Annotated in this window: 20 protein-coding genes; 11 read left to right on the forward strand and 9 right to left on the reverse strand. The window is 70.5% G+C overall.

Annotated elements, in window-relative coordinates; genetic code table 11:
- Positions 1–31 precede the first annotated feature (31 nt).
- The 3 genes from hemG (at position 32) to F8566_RS12670 (ending at position 2,954) form a co-directional block, all read left to right on the forward strand.
- Entirely contained in the window at positions 32–1,567 is a 1,536-nt protein-coding gene (hemG, locus tag F8566_RS12660; protein ID WP_151560377.1) for a protoporphyrinogen oxidase, read from the forward strand.
- Entirely contained in the window at positions 1,476–2,246 is a 771-nt protein-coding gene (gene hemQ, locus F8566_RS12665) for a hydrogen peroxide-dependent heme synthase (RefSeq protein ID WP_151560378.1), read from the forward strand. The genes hemG and hemQ overlap by 92 nt, the downstream gene beginning before the upstream one ends.
- A gap of 111 nt (positions 2,247–2,357) precedes the next feature.
- Positions 2,358–2,954 (forward strand): hypothetical protein, encoded by a 597-nt coding sequence (locus tag F8566_RS12670; protein WP_151560379.1) that lies wholly within the window; start codon positions 2,358–2,360, stop codon positions 2,952–2,954.
- Positions 2,955–2,976: 22 nt separating this feature from the next.
- On the opposite strand, the gene F8566_RS12675 is transcribed toward F8566_RS12670, so the two are convergent.
- Complete coding sequence (locus F8566_RS12675; protein WP_192809648.1) at positions 2,977–3,567, reverse strand: TIGR04222 domain-containing membrane protein; 591 nt, start codon at positions 3,565–3,567, stop codon at positions 2,977–2,979.
- A gap of 87 nt (positions 3,568–3,654) precedes the next feature.
- Positions 3,655–4,056 (reverse strand): peptide-methionine (R)-S-oxide reductase MsrB, encoded by a 402-nt coding sequence (msrB, locus tag F8566_RS12680; protein WP_151560381.1) that lies wholly within the window; start codon positions 4,054–4,056, stop codon positions 3,655–3,657.
- 179 nt (positions 4,057–4,235) lie between these two features.
- Between msrB and F8566_RS12685 the strand changes: the two genes are divergently transcribed.
- Positions 4,236–5,252, forward strand: coding sequence for a DNA polymerase domain-containing protein (locus tag F8566_RS12685; RefSeq protein ID WP_449691556.1), 1,017 nt, complete (start codon positions 4,236–4,238; stop codon positions 5,250–5,252).
- A gap of 102 nt (positions 5,253–5,354) precedes the next feature.
- Here the strand turns inward: F8566_RS12685 and F8566_RS12690 are convergent, their stop codons facing one another.
- Both F8566_RS12690 and F8566_RS12695 read right to left on the reverse strand, forming a co-directional pair.
- Positions 5,355–7,646 carry a VPS10 domain-containing protein gene (locus tag F8566_RS12690; protein WP_151560383.1) on the reverse strand — a complete coding sequence of 764 codons (2,292 nt, stop codon included), beginning with the start codon at positions 7,644–7,646 and terminating at the stop codon, positions 5,355–5,357.
- Positions 7,647–7,899: 253 nt separating this feature from the next.
- Entirely contained in the window at positions 7,900–9,852 is a 1,953-nt protein-coding gene (locus tag F8566_RS12695) for a Xaa-Pro dipeptidyl-peptidase (RefSeq protein ID WP_225993110.1), read from the reverse strand.
- Between the two features lie 237 nt (positions 9,853–10,089).
- Between F8566_RS12695 and F8566_RS12700 the strand changes: the two genes are divergently transcribed.
- The 3 genes from F8566_RS12700 (at position 10,090) to F8566_RS12710 (ending at position 11,446) form a co-directional block, all read left to right on the forward strand.
- Entirely contained in the window at positions 10,090–10,311 is a 222-nt protein-coding gene (locus F8566_RS12700; RefSeq protein WP_151560384.1) for a DUF4236 domain-containing protein, read from the forward strand.
- A 112-nt stretch (positions 10,312–10,423) separates the two neighbouring features.
- Entirely contained in the window at positions 10,424–10,891 is a 468-nt protein-coding gene (locus tag F8566_RS12705) for a hypothetical protein (protein WP_151560385.1), read from the forward strand.
- A gap of 57 nt (positions 10,892–10,948) precedes the next feature.
- On the forward strand, positions 10,949–11,446 hold the full coding sequence (locus F8566_RS12710) for a GNAT family N-acetyltransferase (protein ID WP_225993111.1): 498 nt from the start codon (positions 10,949–10,951) through the stop codon (positions 11,444–11,446).
- A gap of 33 nt (positions 11,447–11,479) precedes the next feature.
- Here F8566_RS12710 and F8566_RS12715 read toward each other — a convergent pair whose 3' ends face one another.
- Complete coding sequence (locus F8566_RS12715; protein WP_151560386.1) at positions 11,480–12,925, reverse strand: aldehyde dehydrogenase family protein; 1,446 nt, start codon at positions 12,923–12,925, stop codon at positions 11,480–11,482.
- Positions 12,926–13,097: 172 nt separating this feature from the next.
- On the opposite strand from F8566_RS12715, the gene F8566_RS12720 reads away from it, so the two are divergent.
- Positions 13,098–14,564, forward strand: coding sequence for a sulfatase family protein (locus F8566_RS12720; RefSeq protein ID WP_151560387.1), 1,467 nt, complete (start codon positions 13,098–13,100; stop codon positions 14,562–14,564).
- An 84-nt stretch (positions 14,565–14,648) separates the two neighbouring features.
- Here F8566_RS12720 and F8566_RS12725 read toward each other — a convergent pair whose 3' ends face one another.
- Positions 14,649–16,337, reverse strand: coding sequence for an alkaline phosphatase D family protein (locus F8566_RS12725; RefSeq protein ID WP_151560388.1), 1,689 nt, complete (start codon positions 16,335–16,337; stop codon positions 14,649–14,651).
- A gap of 244 nt (positions 16,338–16,581) precedes the next feature.
- Between F8566_RS12725 and F8566_RS12730 the strand changes: the two genes are divergently transcribed.
- A complete protein-coding gene (locus F8566_RS12730; RefSeq protein ID WP_151560389.1) occupies positions 16,582–19,014 on the forward strand; it encodes a HelD family protein in 2,433 nt (810 codons plus the stop codon).
- A 1-nt stretch (position 19,015) separates the two neighbouring features.
- Here the strand turns inward: F8566_RS12730 and F8566_RS12735 are convergent, their stop codons facing one another.
- A complete protein-coding gene (locus F8566_RS12735) occupies positions 19,016–19,189 on the reverse strand; it encodes a hypothetical protein (protein ID WP_151560390.1) in 174 nt (57 codons plus the stop codon).
- Positions 19,190–19,197: 8 nt separating this feature from the next.
- Entirely contained in the window at positions 19,198–20,274 is a 1,077-nt protein-coding gene (locus F8566_RS12740) for an ATP-dependent DNA ligase (protein WP_151560391.1), read from the reverse strand.
- 88 nt (positions 20,275–20,362) lie between these two features.
- Between F8566_RS12740 and F8566_RS12745 the strand changes: the two genes are divergently transcribed.
- Complete coding sequence (locus F8566_RS12745) at positions 20,363–21,049, forward strand: dihydrofolate reductase family protein (protein WP_151560392.1); 687 nt, start codon at positions 20,363–20,365, stop codon at positions 21,047–21,049.
- Here F8566_RS12745 and F8566_RS12750 read toward each other — a convergent pair.
- On the reverse strand, positions 21,034–21,738 hold the full coding sequence (locus tag F8566_RS12750; protein ID WP_225993112.1) for a pyrimidine reductase family protein: 705 nt from the start codon (positions 21,736–21,738) through the stop codon (positions 21,034–21,036). The genes F8566_RS12745 and F8566_RS12750 overlap by 16 nt on opposite strands.
- A 237-nt stretch (positions 21,739–21,975) precedes the next feature.
- On the opposite strand from F8566_RS12750, the gene F8566_RS12755 reads away from it, so the two are divergent.
- Complete coding sequence (locus F8566_RS12755) at positions 21,976–22,386, forward strand: hypothetical protein (protein WP_151560394.1); 411 nt, start codon at positions 21,976–21,978, stop codon at positions 22,384–22,386.
- Positions 22,387–22,402: the final 16 nt, after the last annotated feature.

Genomic DNA, 22,402 nt, shown 5'->3' on the forward strand with positions numbered 1-22,402 from the left:
GTTCCGGCGGGCATCTGGGATCGTGGATGTCATGACCACCTCTGGGAGATCCGTCGATGCCGCGCGGGGCGGGGCGCATGTCGTTGTGGTCGGAGGTGGTGTCGCAGGCCTGGCGGCCGCCCGGTTTCTGAGCCGTGGCGGCGTGCGGGTGACCGTGCTGGAAGGCTCGCCGCTGGTCGGCGGCAAGCTTCGCATCAGCGAGATCGCGGGGCTGCCGGTGGACGAGGGCGCCGAGTCCATGCTGGCCCGCCGCCCGGAGGGGCTCGATCTCGTACGCGACCTCGGCCACGGGGACGAACTGGTCAACCCCGGTACGACCTCCGCCGCGATCCTCAGTCACGGGGCGTTGCGCACGATGCCGGCCGGGCAGGTGATGGGTGTTCCCTCCGACCTGCGCGCGCTCGCGGCGTCGCAGGTGCTCTCTCCGGTGGGGCTGGCGCGCGTCCCGCTCGACCTCGTCCTGCCCGAGACGCCGCGCGGCACCGATGTCTCGGTGGCCGACTACGTCGGCGCGCGCCTGGGGCGCGAGGTCGTCGACCGGCTGGTCGAGCCGCTGCTGGGCGGGGTGTACGCCGGGCGCACCGAGGAGCTCTCCTTCGAGTCGACGCTGCCCGCCGTCGCGACGGCCGCCCGCGCGCACCGTTCGCTGATCTCGGCGGCGCGCGGCGTGCGGGACGCGGCGCCCAAGGACGCCGGTCCGATCTTCGCGACCCTGCCCGATGGGCTGGGAACGCTGCCGCGGCTGTTGAGCGAGGCGATCGTCGCCGATGGTGGAACGATCCGTACGAGCACGATGGTCCGCGAACTGCGACGCCGGCCCGGCGGCTGGCGGCTGACGCTCGGCTCGGCCCGCGCGCCCGAGGCCATGGACGCCGATGGCGTGATCATCGCGGTCCCCGCCACCCCGGCGGCCCGGCTGCTGGCCGGGGACGTGCCGGCGGCGACCCGGGAGCTGCAACGGATCGAGTACGCGAGCATGGCGATCGTCACACTCGCGTACGCCGTCTCCGCGTTCCCCCGCCTGCCGCGCGGTTCGGGGTACCTCGTGCCCGCCGTGGAGGGACGCGAGGTCAAGGCCGTCACGTTCAGCTCGGTGAAGTGGCCGCACCTGCGCGACAAGGCACCGGGGATCATCGCCGTCCGGTGCTCCATCGGCCGCTTCGGCGAGGAGCACACCCTGCAGCGCGCCGACGACGACCTGAAGGCGGCGGCGATGACCGAGCTGGCCGCCACCTGCGGTGTCTCGGAGCTGCCGCTGGAGACGCGGGTGACACGCTGGGGCGGCGGCCTGCCGCAGTACAACGTGGGCCACGCCGACCGGGTCGCCCGCATCCGGGCGGCGGTCGCCGGGCAACCCGGCCTGGCCGTGGCGGGCGCCGCGTATGACGGACTGGGCATCCCGGCCTGCATCGCCACCGCGCGCGCTGCGGCGGCCCGGGTGCTGGAGCATCTCGACAGTCGGGGAGAATTGAGCCATGGCAGCGACGGAGCAGGGGCAGGAGCCTCAGGCACAGGTGGCGGAGAACGCGGAGAACGCGGCGGGCCAGGCGCCGCAGCCGGCGGGTAAGCCGAAGGCGCGCGATCTCAACCAGGTCATCCGCTACACGATGTGGTCGGTCTTCCGGGTCAGGAACGCCGGCGAGATCCAGGAGCGGGACGCCGCCGAGGTTCAGGACCTGCTCGACCAGGCGGCGCAGAAGGACGTGGTCACGCGCGGCCTCTACGACGTGTCCGGTCTGCGGGCCGACGCGGACTACATGTTCTGGTGGCACGCGCCGACCTCCGACGACCTGCAGGAGATCTACAGCCGGTTCCGCCGGACCGCCGTCGGCCGCGCCAGCGAGCCGGTCTGGTCGCAGATGGCCCTGCACCGGCCTGCCGAGTTCAACAAGAGCCACATCCCGGCGTTCCTGGCGGAGGAGGAAGCGCGGGACTACGTCTGCGTCTACCCGTTCGTCCGCTCGTACGAGTGGTACCTCCTGCCGGACGAGGAGCGCCGCGCCATGCTCGCCGAGCACGGGAAGATGGCCCGCGGCTACCCGGACGTACGGGCCAACACGGTGTCCTCGTTCGCGCTGGGCGACTACGAGTGGATGCTGGCGTTCGAGGCCGACGAGCTGCACCGCATCGTCGACCTGATGCGCCACCTCCGCGGCTCGACGGCCCGCCGCCACGTCCGCGAGGAGATCCCGTTCTACACCGGCCGCCGCAAGCCGATCACCGAGCTCCTCAAGACTCTTCCGTGATCACAGGGGCGCTCCGGTAACCACAGGACCCCTCCGCAGGCACTGGGACGTACGGTCCAGGTTGTCCAATCTGGGGGGAACGGAAGGCAAAGTGCCAGTAAGGTGCTGGCCGTGACCAAAGCTCCCCCAAAACACGCGCGTGGCAGGCATGCCAAGCCGCCCTCCGAGTTCGCCGTTCGCTGGGATCGCATGATCAAGAACGCCATGGGGGAGCCCGGGCGGCGCAGGCTGGTCGTGGTCGGCACCGGCACGGCCTCGGTGGCGCTGCTCGGCGTCGCCGGGCTCGCCGGTCTCTCGGCGGCGACGGGTGACGATCGCACGCCCCGGGCCGCCGTCGCGGCGCAGCGGAGCAACACCTCCTCGCCCAGCCCGAGCACCAGTGCGGAGAAGGTCGCCGCCGACCCCGACGAGGTCCCGGACGCGATGCCGTTCTTCGAGTCCAAGGACCCCGACAAGAAGATCGTCAAGTACGTCACGGACGTGCGCCGCAGCGGTACGTTCCTGCGCGTCTACACCGACCTCGACGAGGGTGACGAGAACTCGGCCCCCGCCAAGTCCCTGTGCGAGTGGACCACCCAGTTCCTGCGCGAGACCGGTGACAGCGCCCCGCGCGTGTTCATCCACGGCAAGAGCGAGGGCAACGGCATGGTGGTCCTGGCCAACAAGCAGAGCGACAAGGACGACTGCGGCGTCGACGAGACCCGCTGACGGGGCCGGGGGGACCGCCGGCTCAGGGGCCGCTGGCTCCGTGGCTTCCTTCGACGGCCCCGCCGGGAGGCATTCCTCCCCAGCCCCCGTAGACGCCCCCCCGGTCGTCGTAGCCTCGGCCACCTCCCGGTTTCGGAAGTTTGATCGGAAACTCCTGCTCCGGCGGGAGCGCCGCCAGGGCGTCGCGGAGAGGGCCCTCGGGCAGCGCCGTGACTCCCTCGGCGGCGAACTGCTTCACGAGCTCATCGGGCGGGGTCTCGGCGAGACGTCGGCGCTCCTCCTCGCCCGCCGGCGACGGCCCGACCCATCCGCGGAACGACCGGCGCAACAGCTTCTTCTTGAGCAACGTCCCCGCGCATTGGCGGACCGCCGCTGAGTCGACGGTGGTGCGCAGGACCAGCTTCAACGGCAGGCCGCTACTGGGAATCTTGTCGAGAACGGCCCTCTCGACAAGATGAAGACTTGCGCGTCTCACAATGACCAGGCGGTATGGGGCCTCGTCGGAGATCTGGGCCCTGCCGTCGGCGCAGAGGGCGACCAGCGCGGCGCGTGCCGCCCGGTCCGGGCCGCCGCAGAGATAGGAGATTTCGTACGCATCGAGCTCGGCGGCCATGGCGTCCTTTCGGATCGGAAGAGCCTTCCGTTCGATTGGACGGCTCATCCCGCGACGCGGTTGGCGCAGCAGACTCAATCCGGCCGTTTACTCTGCGGGCTCCAGGGTCAGGCTGATGCTGTTGATGCAGTAGCGGTCGTCAGTCGGGGTCTGGTAGCCCTCGCCGTGGAACACGTGCCCGAGGTGGGAGTCGCAGGTGGCGCAACGGACCTCGGTGCGGACCATGCCCAGTGACCGGTCCTCGATCAGGGTGACCGCCTCGGACTTGGACGGCTCGAAGAAGCTCGGCCAGCCGCAGTGCGAGTCGAACTTGGTGTCCGAACGGAACAGCTCGGTGCCGCAGGCCCGGCAGCGGTAGACCCCGACGGTCTTGGTGTCGGTGTACTCCCCGGTGAAGGGACGTTCGGTGCCCGCCTCGCGGAGCACGTGGTACTCCTCGGGGCTCAGCTGGGCCCGCCATTCCTCATCACTCTTGTGGATCTTCTCCATGCCTTCGACGTTACCTCGCGGGTGCCGGAGCGCGCGGCGCGGGGAATGTGACGTCGGCGGCCGTTCAAGGACGGGGACGTGATCATGTCGGACCCGTGGGTTAACGTGCGTGTATGGCCTCGCCGTTCATCGAGATCCCGGTAGGGGATCGGCTCGTCAAAGTGTCTAATCCTGACAAAGTGCTCTTTCCAGAACATGGCTATACCAAGCGCCAGATGGTGGAGTACTTCATCGCGGTCGGGGACGGCATCCTCCGCGCCACGCGCAACCGTCCCACCACGCTCGAACGGTGGCCCGGCGGCGTCTTCGAGGGCGCCAAGCTCGCCACCCGGGTCGACTACGCGCGCGGCCAGGCGGGCATGGGCGCCGGGAAGTCCGACGCCTTCTACCAAAAGCGCATTCCCAAGGGCGCGCCCGACTGGGTGCAGACGGCGCGGATCGAGTTCCCGAGCGGCCGGTCCGCGGACGAGGTCTGCCCGACCGAGGTGGCCGTGATCGCCTGGGCCGCCAACCTGGGCACGCTGACGTTCCACCCCTGGCCGGTGCGCCGCGATGACGTCGACCACCCGGACGAGCTGCGCATCGACTTCGATCCGCAACCCGGCACCGACTTCAACGACGCGGTCAAGGTCGCGCTCGGCCCGGCCCGCGACCTGCTGGACGAGCTCGGCTACACCGGTTTCACCAAGACCTCCGGCAAGGGCGGCCTGCACGTCTACGTGCGGATCGAGCCGCGCTGGACGTTCACCAACGTGCGCCGCGCCGCGCTGGCGTTCGGCCGCGAGGTGGAACGCCGCATCCCCGAGCTGGTCACCACCAAATGGTGGAAGGAGGAACGCGGCGAGCAGGTCTTCATCGACTTCAACCAGAACGCGCGCGACCGCACGATCGCCTCGGCCTACAGCATCCGGCCGCTCCCGCACGCGCCCGTCTCCGCGCCCGTGACCTGGGAGGAGCTCCCGGACGTCGAGCCCGAGGACTTCACCATCGCCACCATGCCCGCCCGCTTCGCCGAGCTGGGCGACCTGCACGCCGCCATCGACGACCGGTCGTTCTCGCTGGAGCCGCTCCTGGAGATGGCCGATCGCGACGAGAAGGACCACGGCCTCGGCGACGCCCCGTACCCGCCCAACTATCCGAAGATGGCCGGCGAGCCCAAGCGCGTTCAGCCGAGCAAGGCCCGCAAGGACACCTGACGCCCGCAGGACACCTGACGCCCGCAGGACGGCTGACGCGCGCAAGGACGGCTGACGGCGCGGGGCCCCGGCAGGAGCCAGGGCCCCAGGTCGAAGGTCCGGTCAGCGGCCGCGTTGGAGGCGTGCCTGCATGGCGGGGGTGATCTGGGTGCTGTAGATGCCGCGGCCGAAGGTGGCCGCGAAGAGGCGGCCGGACACGGCGTTGAACTCGATGTCGTTCACCGGCGCCAGCGGAAGGTGGCCCAGGCGCAGCCAGAAGCGGCCGGACGGGGCGCCTGCGTAGACGCCGACGTCGGTGGCCACGAACAGGATCCCGGCCGGGCCGATGACGATGTCGTTCACCGGTGCCTCGGGCAGGGTTCCAGTGACGTCCCGCCAGTTGGCGCCGCCGTCGGTGGTGAGCAGCACGTGGCCGCCGGTGCCCTGCGCGCGATAACCCGAGAGCGTGGCGAACGCGCGCCGGGCGTTCCGCGGATCGACCGCCACGCGGGTCACCCACGGCTGGTCCTTCAGCAGGAGGCGCCAGCTCTGGCCGCCGTCCGTCGTGGCCGAGACGCGGCCGTCGTCGGAGCCGACCAGGATCGACCGCGGGTCGGTGGCGCTCGGCGCGATCGTGGTGAGGGTGCCGAACGGGTACACCTCGTCGCGTCCCGGGCCGCCGGTCAGGTCGGGGCTCACGGGCGTGTAGTCCAGCCCGTTGGTCGAACGGTAGAGCCGGTTGCTGCCGAAGTAGACGGTGCCGGTCGCGCCGGGCTGCAGGACGACCGGGCTGAGCCAGTTGTACCGGTCCTCCTCGGCCAGGCCGCGGAACGGCACGAGGGTGTCACCGCCGTCGGTCGAACGCGAGCAGAAGCCGAACTGGTAGCAGCTGTAGACGATGTTCTGGTCGGCGGGGTCGATGACGTTGGCCTCGCCGTCGCCGCCCTGGAACTCGTTCCAGCGCGGGCCGCCCCAGGTGCGCAGCGACCCGTTGTCCTGCGTTCCGCCGGCGATGCGGGTGGCGTCCTGCGCGCTGACGGTCAGCGTGTAGAACTGGGTGAACGGGTGGTTCACGGCCATCTGCCAGGTGCCGCTGCGGCCGTTGGCGTCGGAGCGGTAGACGCCGCCGTCGTTGCCCTCGTACACGCGGCCCGGCACCTTGGGGTCCCAGGCGATCGCATGGTGGTCGACGTGCATGCCCTCGTTGGACGTCCAGCTCTTGCCGCCGTTGGTGGACTCGAAGAGCGAGGCGGAGGGGATGAGCACGCGTTCGGGGTCGGCCGGGTCGATCCAGACGTAGCCGGTCCACCAGTACGGCACGTTGCCGGGCGGCAGCGCCGCCGTCGCGAACGAGTCGCCGCCGTCGTCGGAGACGTAGAAGCCCTTGTGGTTGCCGAACTGCCCGTACGTCGAGGTCAGCACGTAGACCCGGTCCGGGCGTGAGGGCGCGATGCCGACGCCGATCCGGCCCAGCCGCGGGTCGCTGCGCAGCGCGATGTCGTCACCGGGCGTCGGCGCGGTCACGTTGTCGAGGCGCGTCCAGGACGCACCGCCGTCGAGCGAGCGATAGAGGCCCGAGCCGACACCGCCGTAGCGGCGCAGGTCGGGTTCGCGGCGCCGGTCCCACAGCGTGGCGAAGAGGCGCTTGGGATTCGCCGGGTCGATGGCCAGGCCACTGGCGCCGGTCGTGGCGTTCGGCACGTCCAGGCTGCGCGTCCAGCTTCGGCCGCCGTTGGAGGAGACGTAGACGCCGCGTTCACCGCCCGGCCGGAACAGCGAGCCGGTCGCCGCGACGTAGATCCGCTTGGGGTTCGCCGGGTCGACGGCGATGAGCGAGATCGTGGCCGACCGGCGGAGGCCGATGTTCTTCCACGTCCGGCCGCCGTCGGTGGACTTGTAGATCCCGTCCCCCTCATATGTGATCGAGCCGCCGCCCGGGTTGGACTCGCCCGTGCCGACGTAGATCGCGCCGTCGGAGCTGGTGGCGACCGCGCCGATGGCCTGCGGATACGACTCGGGCCAGATCGCGGTGAGCGTGCGGCCCCGGTCCGTGCTCTTCCACATGCCGCCGCTCGCCGCCGCGACGTAGACGGTGTCCGCCCGGCGAGGGTCGACCGCGATGCCGGTGACCCGTCCGCCGATGTTGTCGGGTCCTTCCGAACGCCACCGGACGCCGATGCCGGGCTTCTGCCTCGCCGCGGCACCGGCCTGGATCAGCGCGCGTTCAGGCAGCCCCAGGCCGCCCGAGGTGTCCTGCAGGGCCTTGAACTCGCCCGGTGCCGCCGGCCCCAGGCGCGGGGGTACCCGATCCGCCTGCGCCGCGGTGGGGGCGGCGAGTGTCGAGGACGTGAGAACGGCCGTGAGACCCAGCGCGAGCGCGGCGCGCCGGACAGGGGAACGTGAGGGGAACGGCATGAGGGGTGCCTCCAGGGATCGTGTTCGATCGCCTCCGGCACCACTCGTAACCCGGCGCCCTCGCGCCGTACATCCACAGCTGTTCACGAACTTCCGTGCGTTTCGCCCCAATTGTCGCGAAGTCTGCTGCTGATCGCCGTGCCCGGCGGGTCCCCCTGGCCAAGGCTGGCCGCCCACAAGCCGCACATGGCAGGGCCGCCGAATGGCAGGGCCGCCGCCCCTGGCGGGGACGGCGGCCCTGGGTCGGGACGGGTTACTTCAGTTCACGGGATTGGACGGGAATGTTGACCTTGGTCGGGCCGCGCCACGCGGACTTGGTCTGCGGGGCGGCGAGGGCGGACGCACCCGAGCCGCTGAAGACGACCGGGACGGTGATGCTGCTGCCCGCGAGGTCCACCGTGACCTGCGCGCCTGTGGCGGTCTCCGCGAGGTAGTCGGTGTCGGTGCCCGCGATGACCAGGGCCAGGCGGTGCCCCTTCTTGAACACGTAGTCCTGCGGGAGGGTCTGCCACTTCACGCGGTGGAACTTGCCCGGCGTGAGCGGGGTCGGGTTGGTCAGGGACAGGCGGTTCTGGGCGTCGATCCAGCCGCGCGCCACGACGTTGACCGGGCTCGTGACCGTGCGGATCGGCGTCTTCTTGTAGCAGGCGTCGTCGGCCGGGATGCTCTCACCCCAGCAGTCCTCGGCGGGCAGCTCGTCCAAGCCGCCGCGGGCGCCGAGGTAGTCAACGCGGGCGTCGGTGCCGTAGTCCACCAGCATCGCGGTGAGGTTGCTGGTCGGCTTGTCGAGCTTGACCTTGAGGTCGGCGACCGGGGTGCCCGACAGTCGGGCGTTGCCCGGCAGCGGCTGCGACACGTACGCCAGGCGGTACGGCTTGGCCGTCGTCGGGTCGGCGACCAGGTCGGCCTCGGACGCCTCGGTGTCGGTGAACGAGGCGGTGCTGCCCTTGGGCGCGGCCTTCAGCCCGAGCGAGCCGCCCGTGCCGGGCCGGAGCGCGACCTTGCGGCTGCGTGCGGCCGGCCAGTCCGGCTCCTTGATCCACTGACCCGGTGCGACCTCGACATCGGCCTTGGGGGTGCGATGGACACCGTTGTTGATCTTGAAGAGCTCGCTGTCGAACCAGCGGTGGAGCACCGGCACCCAGGTCTCGCGGCGGAAGTCGAACGGGTCGGTGTGGCCGTACTGGCCGACCCAGATCTTGCGCTTGACGCCCTGCTTCTTTAGCCCGTCCCACCAGCGCGAGAAGTGCACCGGCTGCACGTTGAGGTCGTTCACCGTGTGGATGACGAAGACGCTGGCGCGGACCTTGCGGACGTCGCCGTACGTGCCGTGCCGGTAGTTGCTGTTGGCGAAGAACTTGTTGTAGTTGCCGGTCGCGTCGTCCTCGCCGACGTGCAGCGCCTGGCGGACGGCCTCGCACTTGGCGTCGGGATCGTTGTCGACCACCTTGGCCAGGTAGTCGTGGTAGTTGTTGGCGAACTTGGCGCCGTTGCTGCGGATGTACTCGTACCAGCTGCTGATCGCCGAGATCGGCACGATGGTCGACAGGCCCTTGACGCCCGTGGCCGCCACGCCGTTGGCCAGGGTGCCGTCGTACGACTTTCCGATCATGCCGGAACGGCCGTTGTGCCAGCTCGCCTTGACCTTCTTGCCGTCGGCGCCGTACGCGGTGCCGCGCCCGTTCAGCCAGTCGATGACGGCCTTGCCGCCCGCGATGTCCTGCACCTGGCCGGTGCCGGGACACCCGTCGGACTTGGTCGTGCCGATCATGTCGATGGCGAGGTAGGCGTACCCGCGCGGCACGAAGTAGTTGTCATAGAACAGCGGGAACTTGAGGGGATTGCCCGCCGCGTCGTAGGTCTTCTTCTCGGCCTCGTTGCCGCGGCCGAGGTTGTCGAAGTACGGGCTGTTGTCGATGATGACCGGTGACTTCAGCCCCTTCTGCGTCTCCTTGGGCCGAACGATGTCGACCCGGACCCTGTCGCGCTTGCCGTCGCCGTCGCTGTCGAGCGACGACTCGACGTACACGTACTCGCGGATCGCGTCCTTGTACGAGAAGACCGGCTGTGTGACGCCGCCCTTCACCACGATCTTGGGCGCCGCGGCCTGGGCGTCGGCGACGCCGCCCGCGCCGATCAACGCCGTACCGGACAGGACGGCGATCGCGATCGTTTGCGGGGTTCGTCTCAGGGATCTCCTGGGCAACCCGCACCTCCGGAGGGGAATCGAAAGGTTGATCTCTACGGAGGCACAGGTTCCTCGCTGACAGGCGCCAGGTAAATATCCAGGCTCCAGTAACTCTGGCCGGGTTTGGTCACTTGTTGCCGTTGCGGTTCCGGGTGGACCCCTATGCCGGTTCCGCCCTGTCTGTTTTGGGTGGGTACGGGTGGTTGTCGGGTGTCCGGGCACCCAGCGAAGGTCTCGAGTCGATCAGGAGGAACGATGGGCTGGGGTTACCGAAAATCAATCAAGATGGGTCCATTCCGGATCAATCTGTCCAAGTCGGGCGTCGGACACAGCGTCGGCGGACGCGGCGCCCGCTACACCCGCACGGCGGACGGCCGCCGGGAGATGACGTTCCGCATCCCCGGCACCGGCCTGTCCTGGCGTCGCCCGATGGGCCGCCGCTCGGACCGCCGCCGCCCCCGCCGCCGTCGCGGCTGACCACCACCCCGGCCGCCGTCGACCCGCTGCGCGGGTCGACGGCGGCCTTGCTGTGCCGGGCAGGCGCTACGATCTTGCTCTTCCGATCCACCCCCCGCCGATGGAGGTCGTGTTGCGTCGTAGCCTTCTGCCCGTTATCGGACTGGCCCTGGGTCTCGCCGTCGCCGGGTGCGGAGGCGACGACAAGCCCGCCGCGTCCGCCACGTCCGGGACTCCCAAGGCGGCGGGGTCCGGTGGCGTGGCGCCCCAGAGTCCAGAGGCCGAGCCCGCTCCGAAGGGCGCTCCGGCACTGCAGGGCCTCGCCAAGAAGATCAGCCAGGCCGGGCTCGGCTGCACGGCGCCCAGGGCCGGCCAGGTGGCCGGCGGCACCAAGGTCAGCTGCACGGTGAAGGGCGAGCAGACCAACATCGAGCTCTACAGCTCCGCGGCCGGCTATGAGGCGGCCCGCACGATGATCAAGGGCACGGGTGCCAAGGTCTGCAGCGTGACCGACGATATGACCTGGCTGGTCACACCGGAGAGCAAGGAGGTGGCGACCGCCATCCAGGGGGCGGTCGGCGGCAAGGTCGTCTGCACCTGAGATCCGCCGCACCCGGGTCCTTTTTGGTGCTGTTCGTCCGGTCCGTACAGTGGTGGCGTGGAAATCACGCGGATGCTGCCCGAGCATGCCGACGAGGTGCTGGCCATCTTCCAGGCCGGGATCGACAGCGGGAATGCGACGTTCGAGACCACCTGCCCGGCGTGGGAGAAGTTCTCGGCGGGCAAGCTGGCCGACCACCGTTTCGTGGCCCGGGACGCCGATCGCGTCCTCGGCTGGGCGGCGCTCTCACCGATCTCCGACCGTCCCGTGTACGCCGGGGTCGCGGAGGTGTCGATCTACATCCACCCCGAGGCGCAGGGCCGTGGCGCGGGCCGCGCGCTGCTCGGCGCCCTGATCGACTCCAGCGAGCGCGGCGGTCTCTGGACCCTGCAGGCGGGCATCTTCCCGGAGAACGCCGCCAGCATCCGGCTTCACGAGTCCCTGGGCTTCCGGCTGGTCGGCGTGCGCGAACACCTGGGCCGCCACGACTTCGGCGGCCGGTCGGTCTGGCGCGACGTGGTCCTCCTGGAACGCCGCAGCGACATCGTCGTCTAGGGTCACGCCGCGCCGAAGCGGCATCTGGCAGGGTCAGAACTCGAACAGACCGGCCTTCTCGCGCGTGTACGCGAGCACCGAGTCGTTGCCGTAACCGCTGTCCTTGGTGCCTTCGAGCGGGAACATCACCTTGCGGTACGTGTTGACCCAGACCGTCCCGGTGTCCAGCCGGCGGAACATGCGCTGGGCCGTGCCCAGATCGCGGGTCCACACCCCGGCGGCCAGCCCGTAGACCGAGTCGTTGGCGAGGGCGACCGCCTCCTCCTCGGTGTCGAACGGGAGCACCACGGCGACGGGGCCGAAGATCTCCTCCTGGCAGACGCGCAGCGAGTTGTCGGACGTGGCGAACAGCGTCGGCTCGACCCAGTAGCCGCCCGCGTGCGCCTCGTCCACGAGCTCGGCGCCGAACCGGCCGCCGAAGACCAGCTCCGCGCCCTCCTTCGCGCCGATCTCCAGGTACGAGGTGACGCGCTCGTACTGCTCCGCCGACACGATGGGGCCCATCGTGGTGTCGGGCGAGAGGGTGTCGCCGAGCCGGACACCCGCGGCGATCTCCTTCATCCGGTAGATCATCTCGTCGTACACCGGGCGCTGGATGAGGATGCGCGAGCCGCCGTAGCAGATCTGGCCCGCATTGGCGGTGAAGATCGCCTGGGTGGTGACGCCCGGGGCCGCCCTGTCCAGATCGGCGTCGGCGAAGACGATGTTGGGCGATTTGCCGCCGAGCTCCAGCGCGAGCGGTTTGAGCGACTCGGCGGAGGCACGGGTGATGATCTGCGCGGTGCCGACGGAGCCGGTGAGGCTGACCTTGTTGACCCCCCGGCTGCGCACCATCGGATCGGCGACCTCCTCGCCGAGGCCGGACACGATGTTGAGGACGCCGGGCGGCAGCACCTCCCGCAGCAGCTCGCCCACCCGGAGCGAGGACACCGTGGCCTGCTCCGCGGGCTTGATGATGACGGTGTTGCCCGCCGCCAGCGCGAACGCGGCCTTGGCCGAGAGCGTGGAGATGGGGGAGTTCCACGGGATGATCCCGAGGACGACGCCGTACGGCTCGCGCCGCGTGAGGCCCTGGCTGCCCGGGCCGAAGTCGACGCTGCGGCCCTCGACCGCGGCGGCGCATTCGGCGGCGGCGTTGGTCCACAGATACGTCATGCCGGGCAGGTCGCGCTTGGCGGTCTCGGTGATGAGCCTGCCGTTGTCGATCGTCTCCAGCTCGGCCAGTTCCTTGGCGTTCTTGGCGAACACCTCGGCGACCTTGCGCAGGTAGTGCGCCCGCCCGGCGGCGGGCATGCCCGACCACTTGGGGAACGCGGCGCGGGCGGCCTCGACGGCGGCGGCCGCGTCCGCGGCGCCGGAGCGCGGGATCGTCGCCCAGACCTCGCCGGTCGCCGGATTGACCGAGTCCAGCGTGCGGCCGTCCGCGGCGGGCCGCAGCTCGCCGCCGATCAGGTTGGAGTAGTCCCGGACCTCTGTCATCGCCGTCCCCTCTGCCTACGGTCGTACGGCGACCAAGCGTACGCTTGGTCAACCCTCGAACGGAAGCCCGGGGCGGTCCAGGTCACGCCAGGTCGGTATTGCGCGGACGATCAGCCATTCCCTACTATCCCGATCAAGTTAACTAAATTAGTAGGGAAAGTAGGGTTTTATCGTGGCTGAAGATCAGGGCGCCCCGGGGGTCACCCGGCGCGGTGCGGGGGCGGCCCTCGGCACGGTGGCGGCCGCCACGGCAGCGGGCACTGTGGCGGGCGTGGCACTCGGTGCGGGCACGTCCGACGCCTCCGCCTCGGACTCGACGCTCGAACGGCGGTTCCGTGCGAACCCGCAGGCCACGTCCGCCAGACGCCCCAACTTCCTGGTCATCCTCGGCGACGACCTCGGCTGGGCGGACCTTGGCTGCTATGGATCGCCGCACATCCGCACCCCCAATCTGGACCGGCTGGCACGGCAGGGTGTGCGCTTCACCGACGCCTACTCGGCGGCTGCGGTCTGCTCGCCCACGCGGTTCGGGCTCTACACCGGGCGCTATCCGGGACGGCTTCGCGGCGGGCTGGAAGAGCCGATCGCCCGTCCCGACAAACTGCACGGCATCCCGCCGGGCCATCCGACACTCGCCTCGCTCCTGAAGGACTCCGGCTACGCCACCGCGATGTTCGGCAAGTGGCACTGCGGCTTCCTGCCCTGGTACAGCCCCGTCAAGTCCGGCTGGGACACCTTCTTCGGCAATCTCTCCGGCGCCGTCGACTACTACTCCAAAGTCACCAGCACCGGCGTGGACCTCTTCGAGGGGGAGGTGCCGGTCGAGGACCTCGGCTACTACACCGACACCATCGCCGCCCGCGCCGCCGACTTCGTCCGCGAACGGCGTGACCACGACGATCCCTGGCTTCTGAACCTCAACTTCACGACGCCCCACTGGCCCTGGGAGGCGCCGGGGGACCGCGAGGTGAGCGCTCAGATCACCGCGCGCGTGAAGGCCGGCGACAGCCGGGCGCTCTGGCACGAGGACGGAGGGTCGCTCGACACGTACCGCGCGATGGTCGAGAGCCTGGACGCGGCGGTCGGCCGCGTGCTGCGCGCACTCCGCGAGACCGGGCAGGAACGAGACACGTTCGTGTTGTTCTCCAGCGACAACGGCGGCGAGCGCTTCTCCCATCAGTGGCCGCTGTCCGGCCAGAAGGCGAGCCTGAACGAGGGCGGCATCCGGGTGCCCAACATCCTGCGCTGGCCGGCCCGCGTCCGTCCGCGCCAGGTCAGCCGCGTCCCCGTCATCACCCAGGACTGGACCGCGACGATCCTGGAGGTGGCCGGGACGAAGCCCGCCGCCGGCTTTCCGCTCGACGGGCACAGCCTCGCCTCGTACCTCCTCCGCGGAACACGCGAACCGCAACACGACCTGTTTTGGCGCACCAAGTCCTCGCGGGCGCTGCGACGCGGCCGCTGGAAGTACCTGAGTGGCCCGGTGGAAGGCGGCGGGGCCACGACCGAGCGCCTGTACGACCTCACGATCGACCCGCGCGAACAGGCCAACCTCGCCCTCCGCGATCCCGAGGTGCTCAAGCGGTTGAAGGCCCGCTGGGAGGAGATCGACAAGGAGCTTCTGCCGTACGCGTCCTGACTGCAGACTGATGGCCGGGCTCTCCCTTGCGATGGAGAGCCCGGCCATGCCGTGCCAATGCTTCGGCGGCGCGCGCGGCGGGTGTTACGGGCGCGCGGTCTCGTTCTCGATGGTCTCCTGGATGATGTCGCGGTCCGACTTCGTTCGGGCCTTGGGCGCGGCGTACGGCCGCAGGTAGGTCTGCTTGACGCCGGGCACGCGATCCTCGATGACGAAGGTCGCCTTGACCGACGCGGCGGCGCCGGGCGTGCGCACGGTCGGCAGCGTCGTGAAGTCGGCCTTCATCTCCTGCTTGTCGATCCTGGTCAGCACGTAGCCGCGCTGGTTGTTGTAGAACCTCAGATGAGGGTTGATCGTGAGGAACGGGTGGCTTGCCGGGTCGGAGTCGGCGCCGTCACCGCCGCTGGTGATCGAGCTGCAGACGAGCTCGGAGCCGACCACCGCGGAGTCCGGGTCGTCGTAGTTCGCCTTGAGATCGCTGGCCCAGTGCGCGTGCACGTCACCCGTGAGCACGACGGCGTTGCGCACCTCGGCGTCCAGCCAGCCCTTGGTGATGCGGTCACGGGACGCCACGTACCCGTCCCAGGCGTCCATGCTGGTCTTCTTCACCGGCCCGGCCGTGTTGTCGCGCTGGGCGAAGAACACCTGCTGGCCGAGCACGTCCCAGCGGGCGCCCGACCGGCGGAAGCCGTCCAGCAGCCACTTCTCCTGCGCGGCGCCCGTGATGGACCGCGCCGGGTCGGACGCGGCCGCGCAGTCCTTGTACCCGTCGCCGCAGGCCTGGTCGTCGCGGAACTGCCGCGTGTCGAGCATGTGGAAATTGGCCAGGCGGCCCCAGCGGACCCGCCGGTAGAGCTGCATGTCGTAACCCTTGGGCACGGAGCTGCGGCGCAGCGGCATGTTCTCGTAGTACGCCTGGAACGCCGCTGCGCGGCGCTCGCGGAAGGCGGCCGGGTCGGGTGTGTCGGAGCCGGCCTCGGGCACCTCGTCGGCCCAGTTGTTCTCCACCTCGTGGTCGTCGAAGACCACCAGCCATGGCGCGGCGGCGTGCGCGGCCTGCAGGTCGAGGTCGGACTTGTACTGGGCGTGCCTCTGCCGGTAGTCGGCGAGCGTGACGGTCTCCGGGCCCTCGTGGTCGCGGACGTTGCCGCCCGGGACGTTGTAGACGCCCTTCTTGTACTCGTACTGGTAGTCGCCCAGGTGCAGGATCAGGTCGGGCTGCTCCTCGGCCAGGCGCCGGTAGGCGGTGAAATAGCCATGCTCGAACTGCGAGCAGGAGACGAACGCCATCGCCAGCGCCGGGCCGAACGAGTCGGCGCGCGGCGCCGTCCGGGTGAGGCCGACCGGGGAGAGATGGCCGGCGACGCGGAAGCGGTACCAGTACTCCCGGCCCGGACGCAGCCCGCGCAGCTCGACGTGCACGCTGTGGGCCGAGCCAGGACGCGCGGCGGCGACTCCGCGGCGGACGATGCGGCGGAAGCGCGCGTCCGAGGAGACCTGCCACTCCACCGGATAGGTCTTGTCCGGCATTCCGCCGAGGCCGTCCTCGGCGAGCGGGTTCAGTGCGAGCCGCGTCCACAGCACGAAGCCCTCGGAGTCGGGGTCGCCGGAGGCGACGCCCAGGGTGAACGGGTCGGTGGGGAGAGTTCCAGGGCGGCCGAAGGCGGCATGGGCGGTGCCGGGAACGCCGGTCACGGCCGCGGCGGTGCCGACCGCCAGGCCTGAGGTGACGAGGAAGGATCTCCGGTTGAGCGCGCGTGGTGCGTCAGCCATGGGGGGCCTTTCAAGGGGATGCCAGGGCAAATCGCCCGACAGCCTCATGGCGGTCCATGGCCGCTGAACACCGCGCAGATGACGTCCAGTCCAACAGAAACGATCAATTGGACGAGAGGGGAGAGGGGTGCTCAGAAACGAAGAAAAGGCCCGCGCGACAGCGGACCATGAGGATGGTAATCTGACAACTTGCGTCAAAGAGGACGCACAACACCGATCCTATGAATAGGAGTGTAGCCGAGGTATGGAGACCCGTCAAGCCGACGATGTCAAGTCCCCAGAGGCCGCACTGCGAGAGGAACAGGACTACGTCAGCCGCGTCTACGACCGGCTCGACCGGGAGCGCGCCGAGGCCGAGCGGACCCTGCGCGAGGGACCGGCGTCCACGGGAGGGGGCGGGGTGTTCCAGGCCAGGCTCGAACGCGCCGTCGCCACCGACGAGGCGGCCCGGCACCTCGACCGGCTGACCGGCGTGGAGCGCGGGCTGTGCTTCGGCCGTATCGACCACCGGGCCGACGGCGATGGGCGCGGTGACACGTTCTACATCGGCCGGATCGGGCTGCGCGACGAGCACCGCGAGCCGCTGCTGATCGACTGGCGGGCCACCGCCGCCCGGCCGTTCTACACCGCGACGCCCACCTCTCCGGGCACGCTGGCCCGCCGCCGCCATCTGCACCTCCGCCTCCGCGAGGTGGTCCGGCTCGACGACGAGGTGTTCGACCTGGACGGGCTGACCGCGGCCGACCAGAGCACGATCGTCGGCGAGGCGGCGCTGCTGGCCACGCTGCGCCGCGGCCGCACCGGCCGGATGTCCGACGTCGTCGCGACGATCCAGGAGGAGCAGGACCAGGTGATCCGTGCCGGGCTGCCCGGCGTCCTGGTCGTGCAGGGCGGCCCCGGCACCGGCAAGACGGTCGCCGCGCTGCACCGCGCCGCCTACCTCCTCTACACCCACCGCGACGTGCTCGAACGCCGCGGCGTGCTGGTCGTCGGCCCGAACGCGACGTTCCTGCGCTACATCGAGCAGGTGCTGCCCGGTCTCGGCGAGACCGACGTGGCGCTGGCCACGGTCGGCGAGCTCTTCCCGGGAGTGCGGGCCACCGCGGCCGAGAGCCCTGAGATCGCCGTCCTCAAGGGCGACCTGAGGATGGCGAGCCTGGTCGACGCCGCGGTCAGGGACCGGCAGCGCGCGCCGGAGGAGGGCGTCGAGGTCGAGTCGGACGGGATGGACCTGCGCGTCGACCCTGCGACGACGCTGGAGATCCGCGACCGCGCCCGCGCGCTGCGCGCGCCGCACAACCGGCAGCGCCGGCTCTTCGTGCACGAGATGTTGCAGGCTCTCGCGGTGAACCGCGCCGAGCAGTACGACCAGATGACCGACGAGCCGCTCCAGGAGATCCTCGATTCCGGCAACGTCCCCCAGTGGCTCCAGGAGCTCCTCGACGAGGCCGAGGAGCAGCCCCTTCTCGACGGGGCCGAGCTGAAGCTGGCCAAGGAGGCCCTCTGGCAGGAGCCCGCCGTCCGCGAGACGATCGACGGCCTGTGGCCGGAGCTGACACCACAGCAACTGCTCACCGATCTGTTCGGCGACCCGGAGGCCTTGCGGCGCGTCGGTCCTGAGGCGGGCCTGTCCCCGGCCGAGCAGGCCGCCCTCGTACGCCCGGCCGGCACCGAGTGGACGGTGTCGGACGTGCCGTTGCTGGACGAGGCCGCCGAGCTCCTGGGCGCCCTCGACGACTCGGCCGAACGGGCCCGCCGCCGCGCCGTCGAGCGGGAGCGGGAGGCCGAGGAGCTTTACGCGCGCGAGGTCATCCAGTCCACCGGGATCGAGCAGACCGGCATCCCCGAGATCGACCAGCTCGACGTGCGCGAACTGGCCGAACGGCACGTTGAGGACGCGCTCGAACTGGCCGAACGCCAGCACGACGACGGCCTCCGGCTCACCACCGCGCAGCGCGCCGCGTCCGACCGCGAATGGGCGTACGGGCACGTCATCGTGGACGAGGCGCAGGAGCTGTCGGAGATGGCCTGGCGGACGGTCATGCGCAAGGTGCCGACGCGGTCCCTCACGGTGGTGGGCGACATCGCCCAGACCGGCAACCCCGCGGGCGCCCGCTCGTGGGGCCAGATGCTCGACCGGTACGTGTCCGGCCGCTGGCGGGAGCAGCGCCTGATGGTCAACTACCGGACGCCCGCCGCCATCATGAAGGTCGCCGCGGACGTGCTGGCCACCGTCGCACCCGACCAGATTCCGCCCGAGCCGGTCCGCGACGACGGCCCGCCGCCGGTGGCCGTGCGGTTGCCCGCCGGCCGGATCACCGCCGAGTTGCCGGACCTGGTGGCGGCCGAGCTGGCGGAGATCGAAACCGGCGGCGCGGGCGAGGGCCGTCTCGCTGTGATCGCCTCAGGGGCGGCGCACGGCGCGGTGCGCGCGGCTCTTCCCGGCGCGGAGGCGGGCGCGACGCCGGAGGCACTGGACTCCCCCGTCGTGGTGCTCACCGCCGAGGAGTCCAAGGGCCTGGAGTTCGATTCGGTGATCGTCGTGGATCCGCACGGCGTGCTGGCCGAGTCGCCGCGCGGCGGCCAGGACCTCTACGTGGCGATCACCCGGGCCACGCGGCGGCTGACCGTCGTCCACCACGACGAACTGCCGGCCCTCCTCTCGGCGATCGCGTAGCTCAGTCCCAGAGGGCAACGGCAAGCCCGTGTCCTCGTGTACGGCCGCGCGATGGACGGCCAGCGGCCGCGACGTCCTGGACGGCGGTGCCGGTGGAGTCGAACACCACGATCTCCGCCGCGTCCCGCCGTCCGGGCCGGGCACCCTTCACCACCTGCCGCAGCTCTGCCCGCATTGTTTCCTTCAGGAACCTGCGCCGCCCGCGAAGATGTCGTCCAGGTCGTAGGCGACCGGCACCTCCAGCTGCTCGTACGTGCACGACTTGGGCGTACGGTCCGTCCGCCACCGCCGGAACCGCGCGGTGTGCCGGAACCGGTTGCCCTCCATCGCCTCGTACGCCACCTCGACGACCAGCTCAGGCCGCAGGGCCACCCAGGACAGATCCTTCTTGCCGGTCCAGCGGGAGATCGCCCCTGGCATGCGGTCGACGGTCGCCTCGCTCTGCTGTGCCCATTCCCCCCACGGATGCTCGGACAGATCCTCCAGCAGATAGGGCTTCAGCTCGTCGACCAGCTCCTCGCGGCGCTTCATCGTGAACGACGCCGCCACGCCCACATGCTGCAGATGGCCCTCGTCGTTGTAGATCCCCAGCAGCAGCGACCCCACGATGGGCCCCGACTTGTGCCAGCGGAAGCCCGCCACCACGCAGTCGGCGGTCCGCTCGTGCTTGACCTTCCACAGGACTCGCTTATCCGGCTCGTAGGGCGTGTCGCGCGGCTTGGCGATCACTCCGTCCAGGCCCGCGCCCTCGAACTCGTCGAACCACTTCAGCGCCAGCTCGTAGGAATCCGAGGCCGGCGTCACATGGACCGGCGCCTTGACCCCCGCCAGCGTGTCGACCAGCCGCTGGCGCCGTTCGCCCAGCGGGGTCTCCATCAGCGACTCGTCGCCCAGGGCGAGCAGGTCGAACGCGATGAACGAGGCGGGAGTCTCCTCCGACAGCAGCTTGACCCGCGACGCCGCCGGATGGATCCGCTGCTGGAGACTGTCGAAATCAAGCCGCGAACCCTTCCGCAGCACGATCTCACCGTCCACCACGCACCGCTCGGGCAGCTCCCGCTTGGCCGCCTCGACCAGCTCGGGGAAGTACCGGGTCAGCGGCTTCTCGCCGCGGCTGGACAGCTCCACCTCGTCCCCATCGCGGAACACGATGCAACGAAAGCCGTCCCACTTGGGCTCGTACAGCACATCGCCCTTGGGCATGGTCTTGACCGCCTTGGCCAGCATCGGCGCCAGCGGCGGACTGATCGGCAGCTCCATCTCCCCATATTCCCCCACGCCACCGACAGAGCGAAACGCCGGTCCGCCCCTCCCGTCCCTGTCGAATCCTTCGTCTAATGTGCAGGTCATGCGCCGATTGCTGCCCGATCCCGCCACCGGTGTCGACCCGTACGAGGCGTACGGGGACGCGCCCGGCCTCCGGATCGGCATGGTGATGAGCGCCGACGGCTCGGTGACCGATACCGAGGGATGGACCGACGGCCTCGGGGGAGAGGCCGACTTCAGGGTCTTCCGGACCCTCCGCGCCCTGGCCGACGCGATCCTCGTCGGGGCGGCGACCGTGCGGACCGGCCGGCTCGGCCCCGCCCGCCTCCGATCCGACCTGCGCGAGCGCCGGGGCGGCCCGCCCGCCCCCATCGTCGTCGTGTCCCGCAGCCTCGACCTCGACTGGACGCTGCCGCTCTTCACCGAGGCCGAGACGCCCACGATCGTGGTCACCACCGGTGCGGCCGCCCCTGCCGTGCCCTCCGGCATCCAGGTCGTCGCCGCAGGTCAAGAAGACCTGGACCTGCCCGCGGCGATCCGCGAGCTCCGCGAGACCCTCGGCCTTGAACGCCTGCTCTGCGAGGGCGGCCCGGCCTTGGCGACTTCACTGATCCGGGAGGGCCTGGTGGACGAGCTCTGCCTCAACATCGCCCCGACACTGCTGGGCACCACCCGTCTCCTCGGCGAGCTTCCGGCCCCCATGGACCTCGCCCTGACCGCCCTCTACGAGGACGAGGCCGTTCTCTTCCTCCGCTACGTCTTGCAGTAGCGCATGAAGAGGTAACCCTCCTCCTCGAGCACCTGCCCTAGCTTCATGTTCGACGGCGCCGCCAGCGTCGTCCCGTTCAGGATGCGCGAGGCCATCCCCGAAAGCATCATCGGGCTCAACGTCAGGCACAGCTCGTCGAGCACCCCGGCCTCCACCATCTGAGCGAGCACATGGGGCCCGCCCTCGCACAGCAGCCGCCGGTGCCCCCGCGCCTCCAGCTGCTTGACGGCCATCGCGAAGTCGACCGCGTGCTCGCCCGCGATGATCACGTCGGCCACCTCCTGTGCCAGCTGGAGCCGGTCGGCGGGCGCGTCCTCGACCGTCAGCAGGATGGTCGGCGGGTCGGCGTCGGTGAACAGCGGCCCGCCCAGGTCGAGCTCGAGCCGCCGGGACACGATGGCCAGCGGCGGCACGGCCGTCCGCCCGGCCCGCAGCTCCTCCCACCCCGGCCCGGGAGCGACGGGGCCGTACCCCTCGACGCGGGCCGTCCCCGCTCCGGCGATCACCACGTCCGCGAGCCCGCGCATGAGGGAGAACAACTGCCGGTCGGCCTCGTTGCCGAGCCCCCCGCTGCGCCCTTCCAGCGACCACGCCGCCCCGTCCAGCGTGGAGATCATGTTGGCCCGCAACCACGCCCCCTCCGCTGGATACGCATAGGCCTCGGCCAGGTCGACCGGGCCGGAAGCCACAGAATCAGAATTGGAAGCAGGAGAGAGCCGCTGCATCATCCACCCCCCACGTCTCGGATGCGAGTTCGATTTCCACCCTAGACAGGTGCTTTGCCCTGGAAGTCCGGCGTGCATGCACCCGTGCGGGGAGCGGTGGCCGATAACGGTCTGTGTCCTCATATTCACGAATCGGTCATGGTGGGGTTGAGTCAGGGCGACAATCAGGACAGGGAACGCACCGCACCGAAGGGAGCGGGGGTGGAGTTCGTCGCGCTTGCCGCCTGGGTCCTGAGCACCGTCGTGGGGATCCAGCTGCTGATGATCTGGACGCGGACGGGGGGACTGCGACGGCAGGCGACGAAGGTGACGCGCTTCCCGACGCTGGTGGTGGTCGGTCACCCGCTCGCGGCCGTGGTGGGCCTCGTCGTGTGGATCGCGTATCTGGTCACCGATGAGGCCGGTTATGCCTGGGGTGCGTTCGGGGCCTTGCTGGTGGTGATCCTCCAGGGCTTCCTGCTCTTCACGCGCTGGCTGGTGGGCCGGGGCGGGCGGCACGCCAGGGGAGCGGAGCAGGACTTCCCCGCGACCGCCGTGCTGGTCCACGGCGTCGTCGCGGTCGCGACGTTCGTTCTGGTCTTCCTCACCGCCATCGAGGTGAGCCGCAGTTAGACACGCCGGAGGGCGA

It is taken from the genome of Actinomadura rudentiformis (assembly GCF_008923185.1).
Lineage (GTDB): Bacteria > Actinomycetota > Actinomycetes > Streptosporangiales > Streptosporangiaceae > Spirillospora > Spirillospora rudentiformis.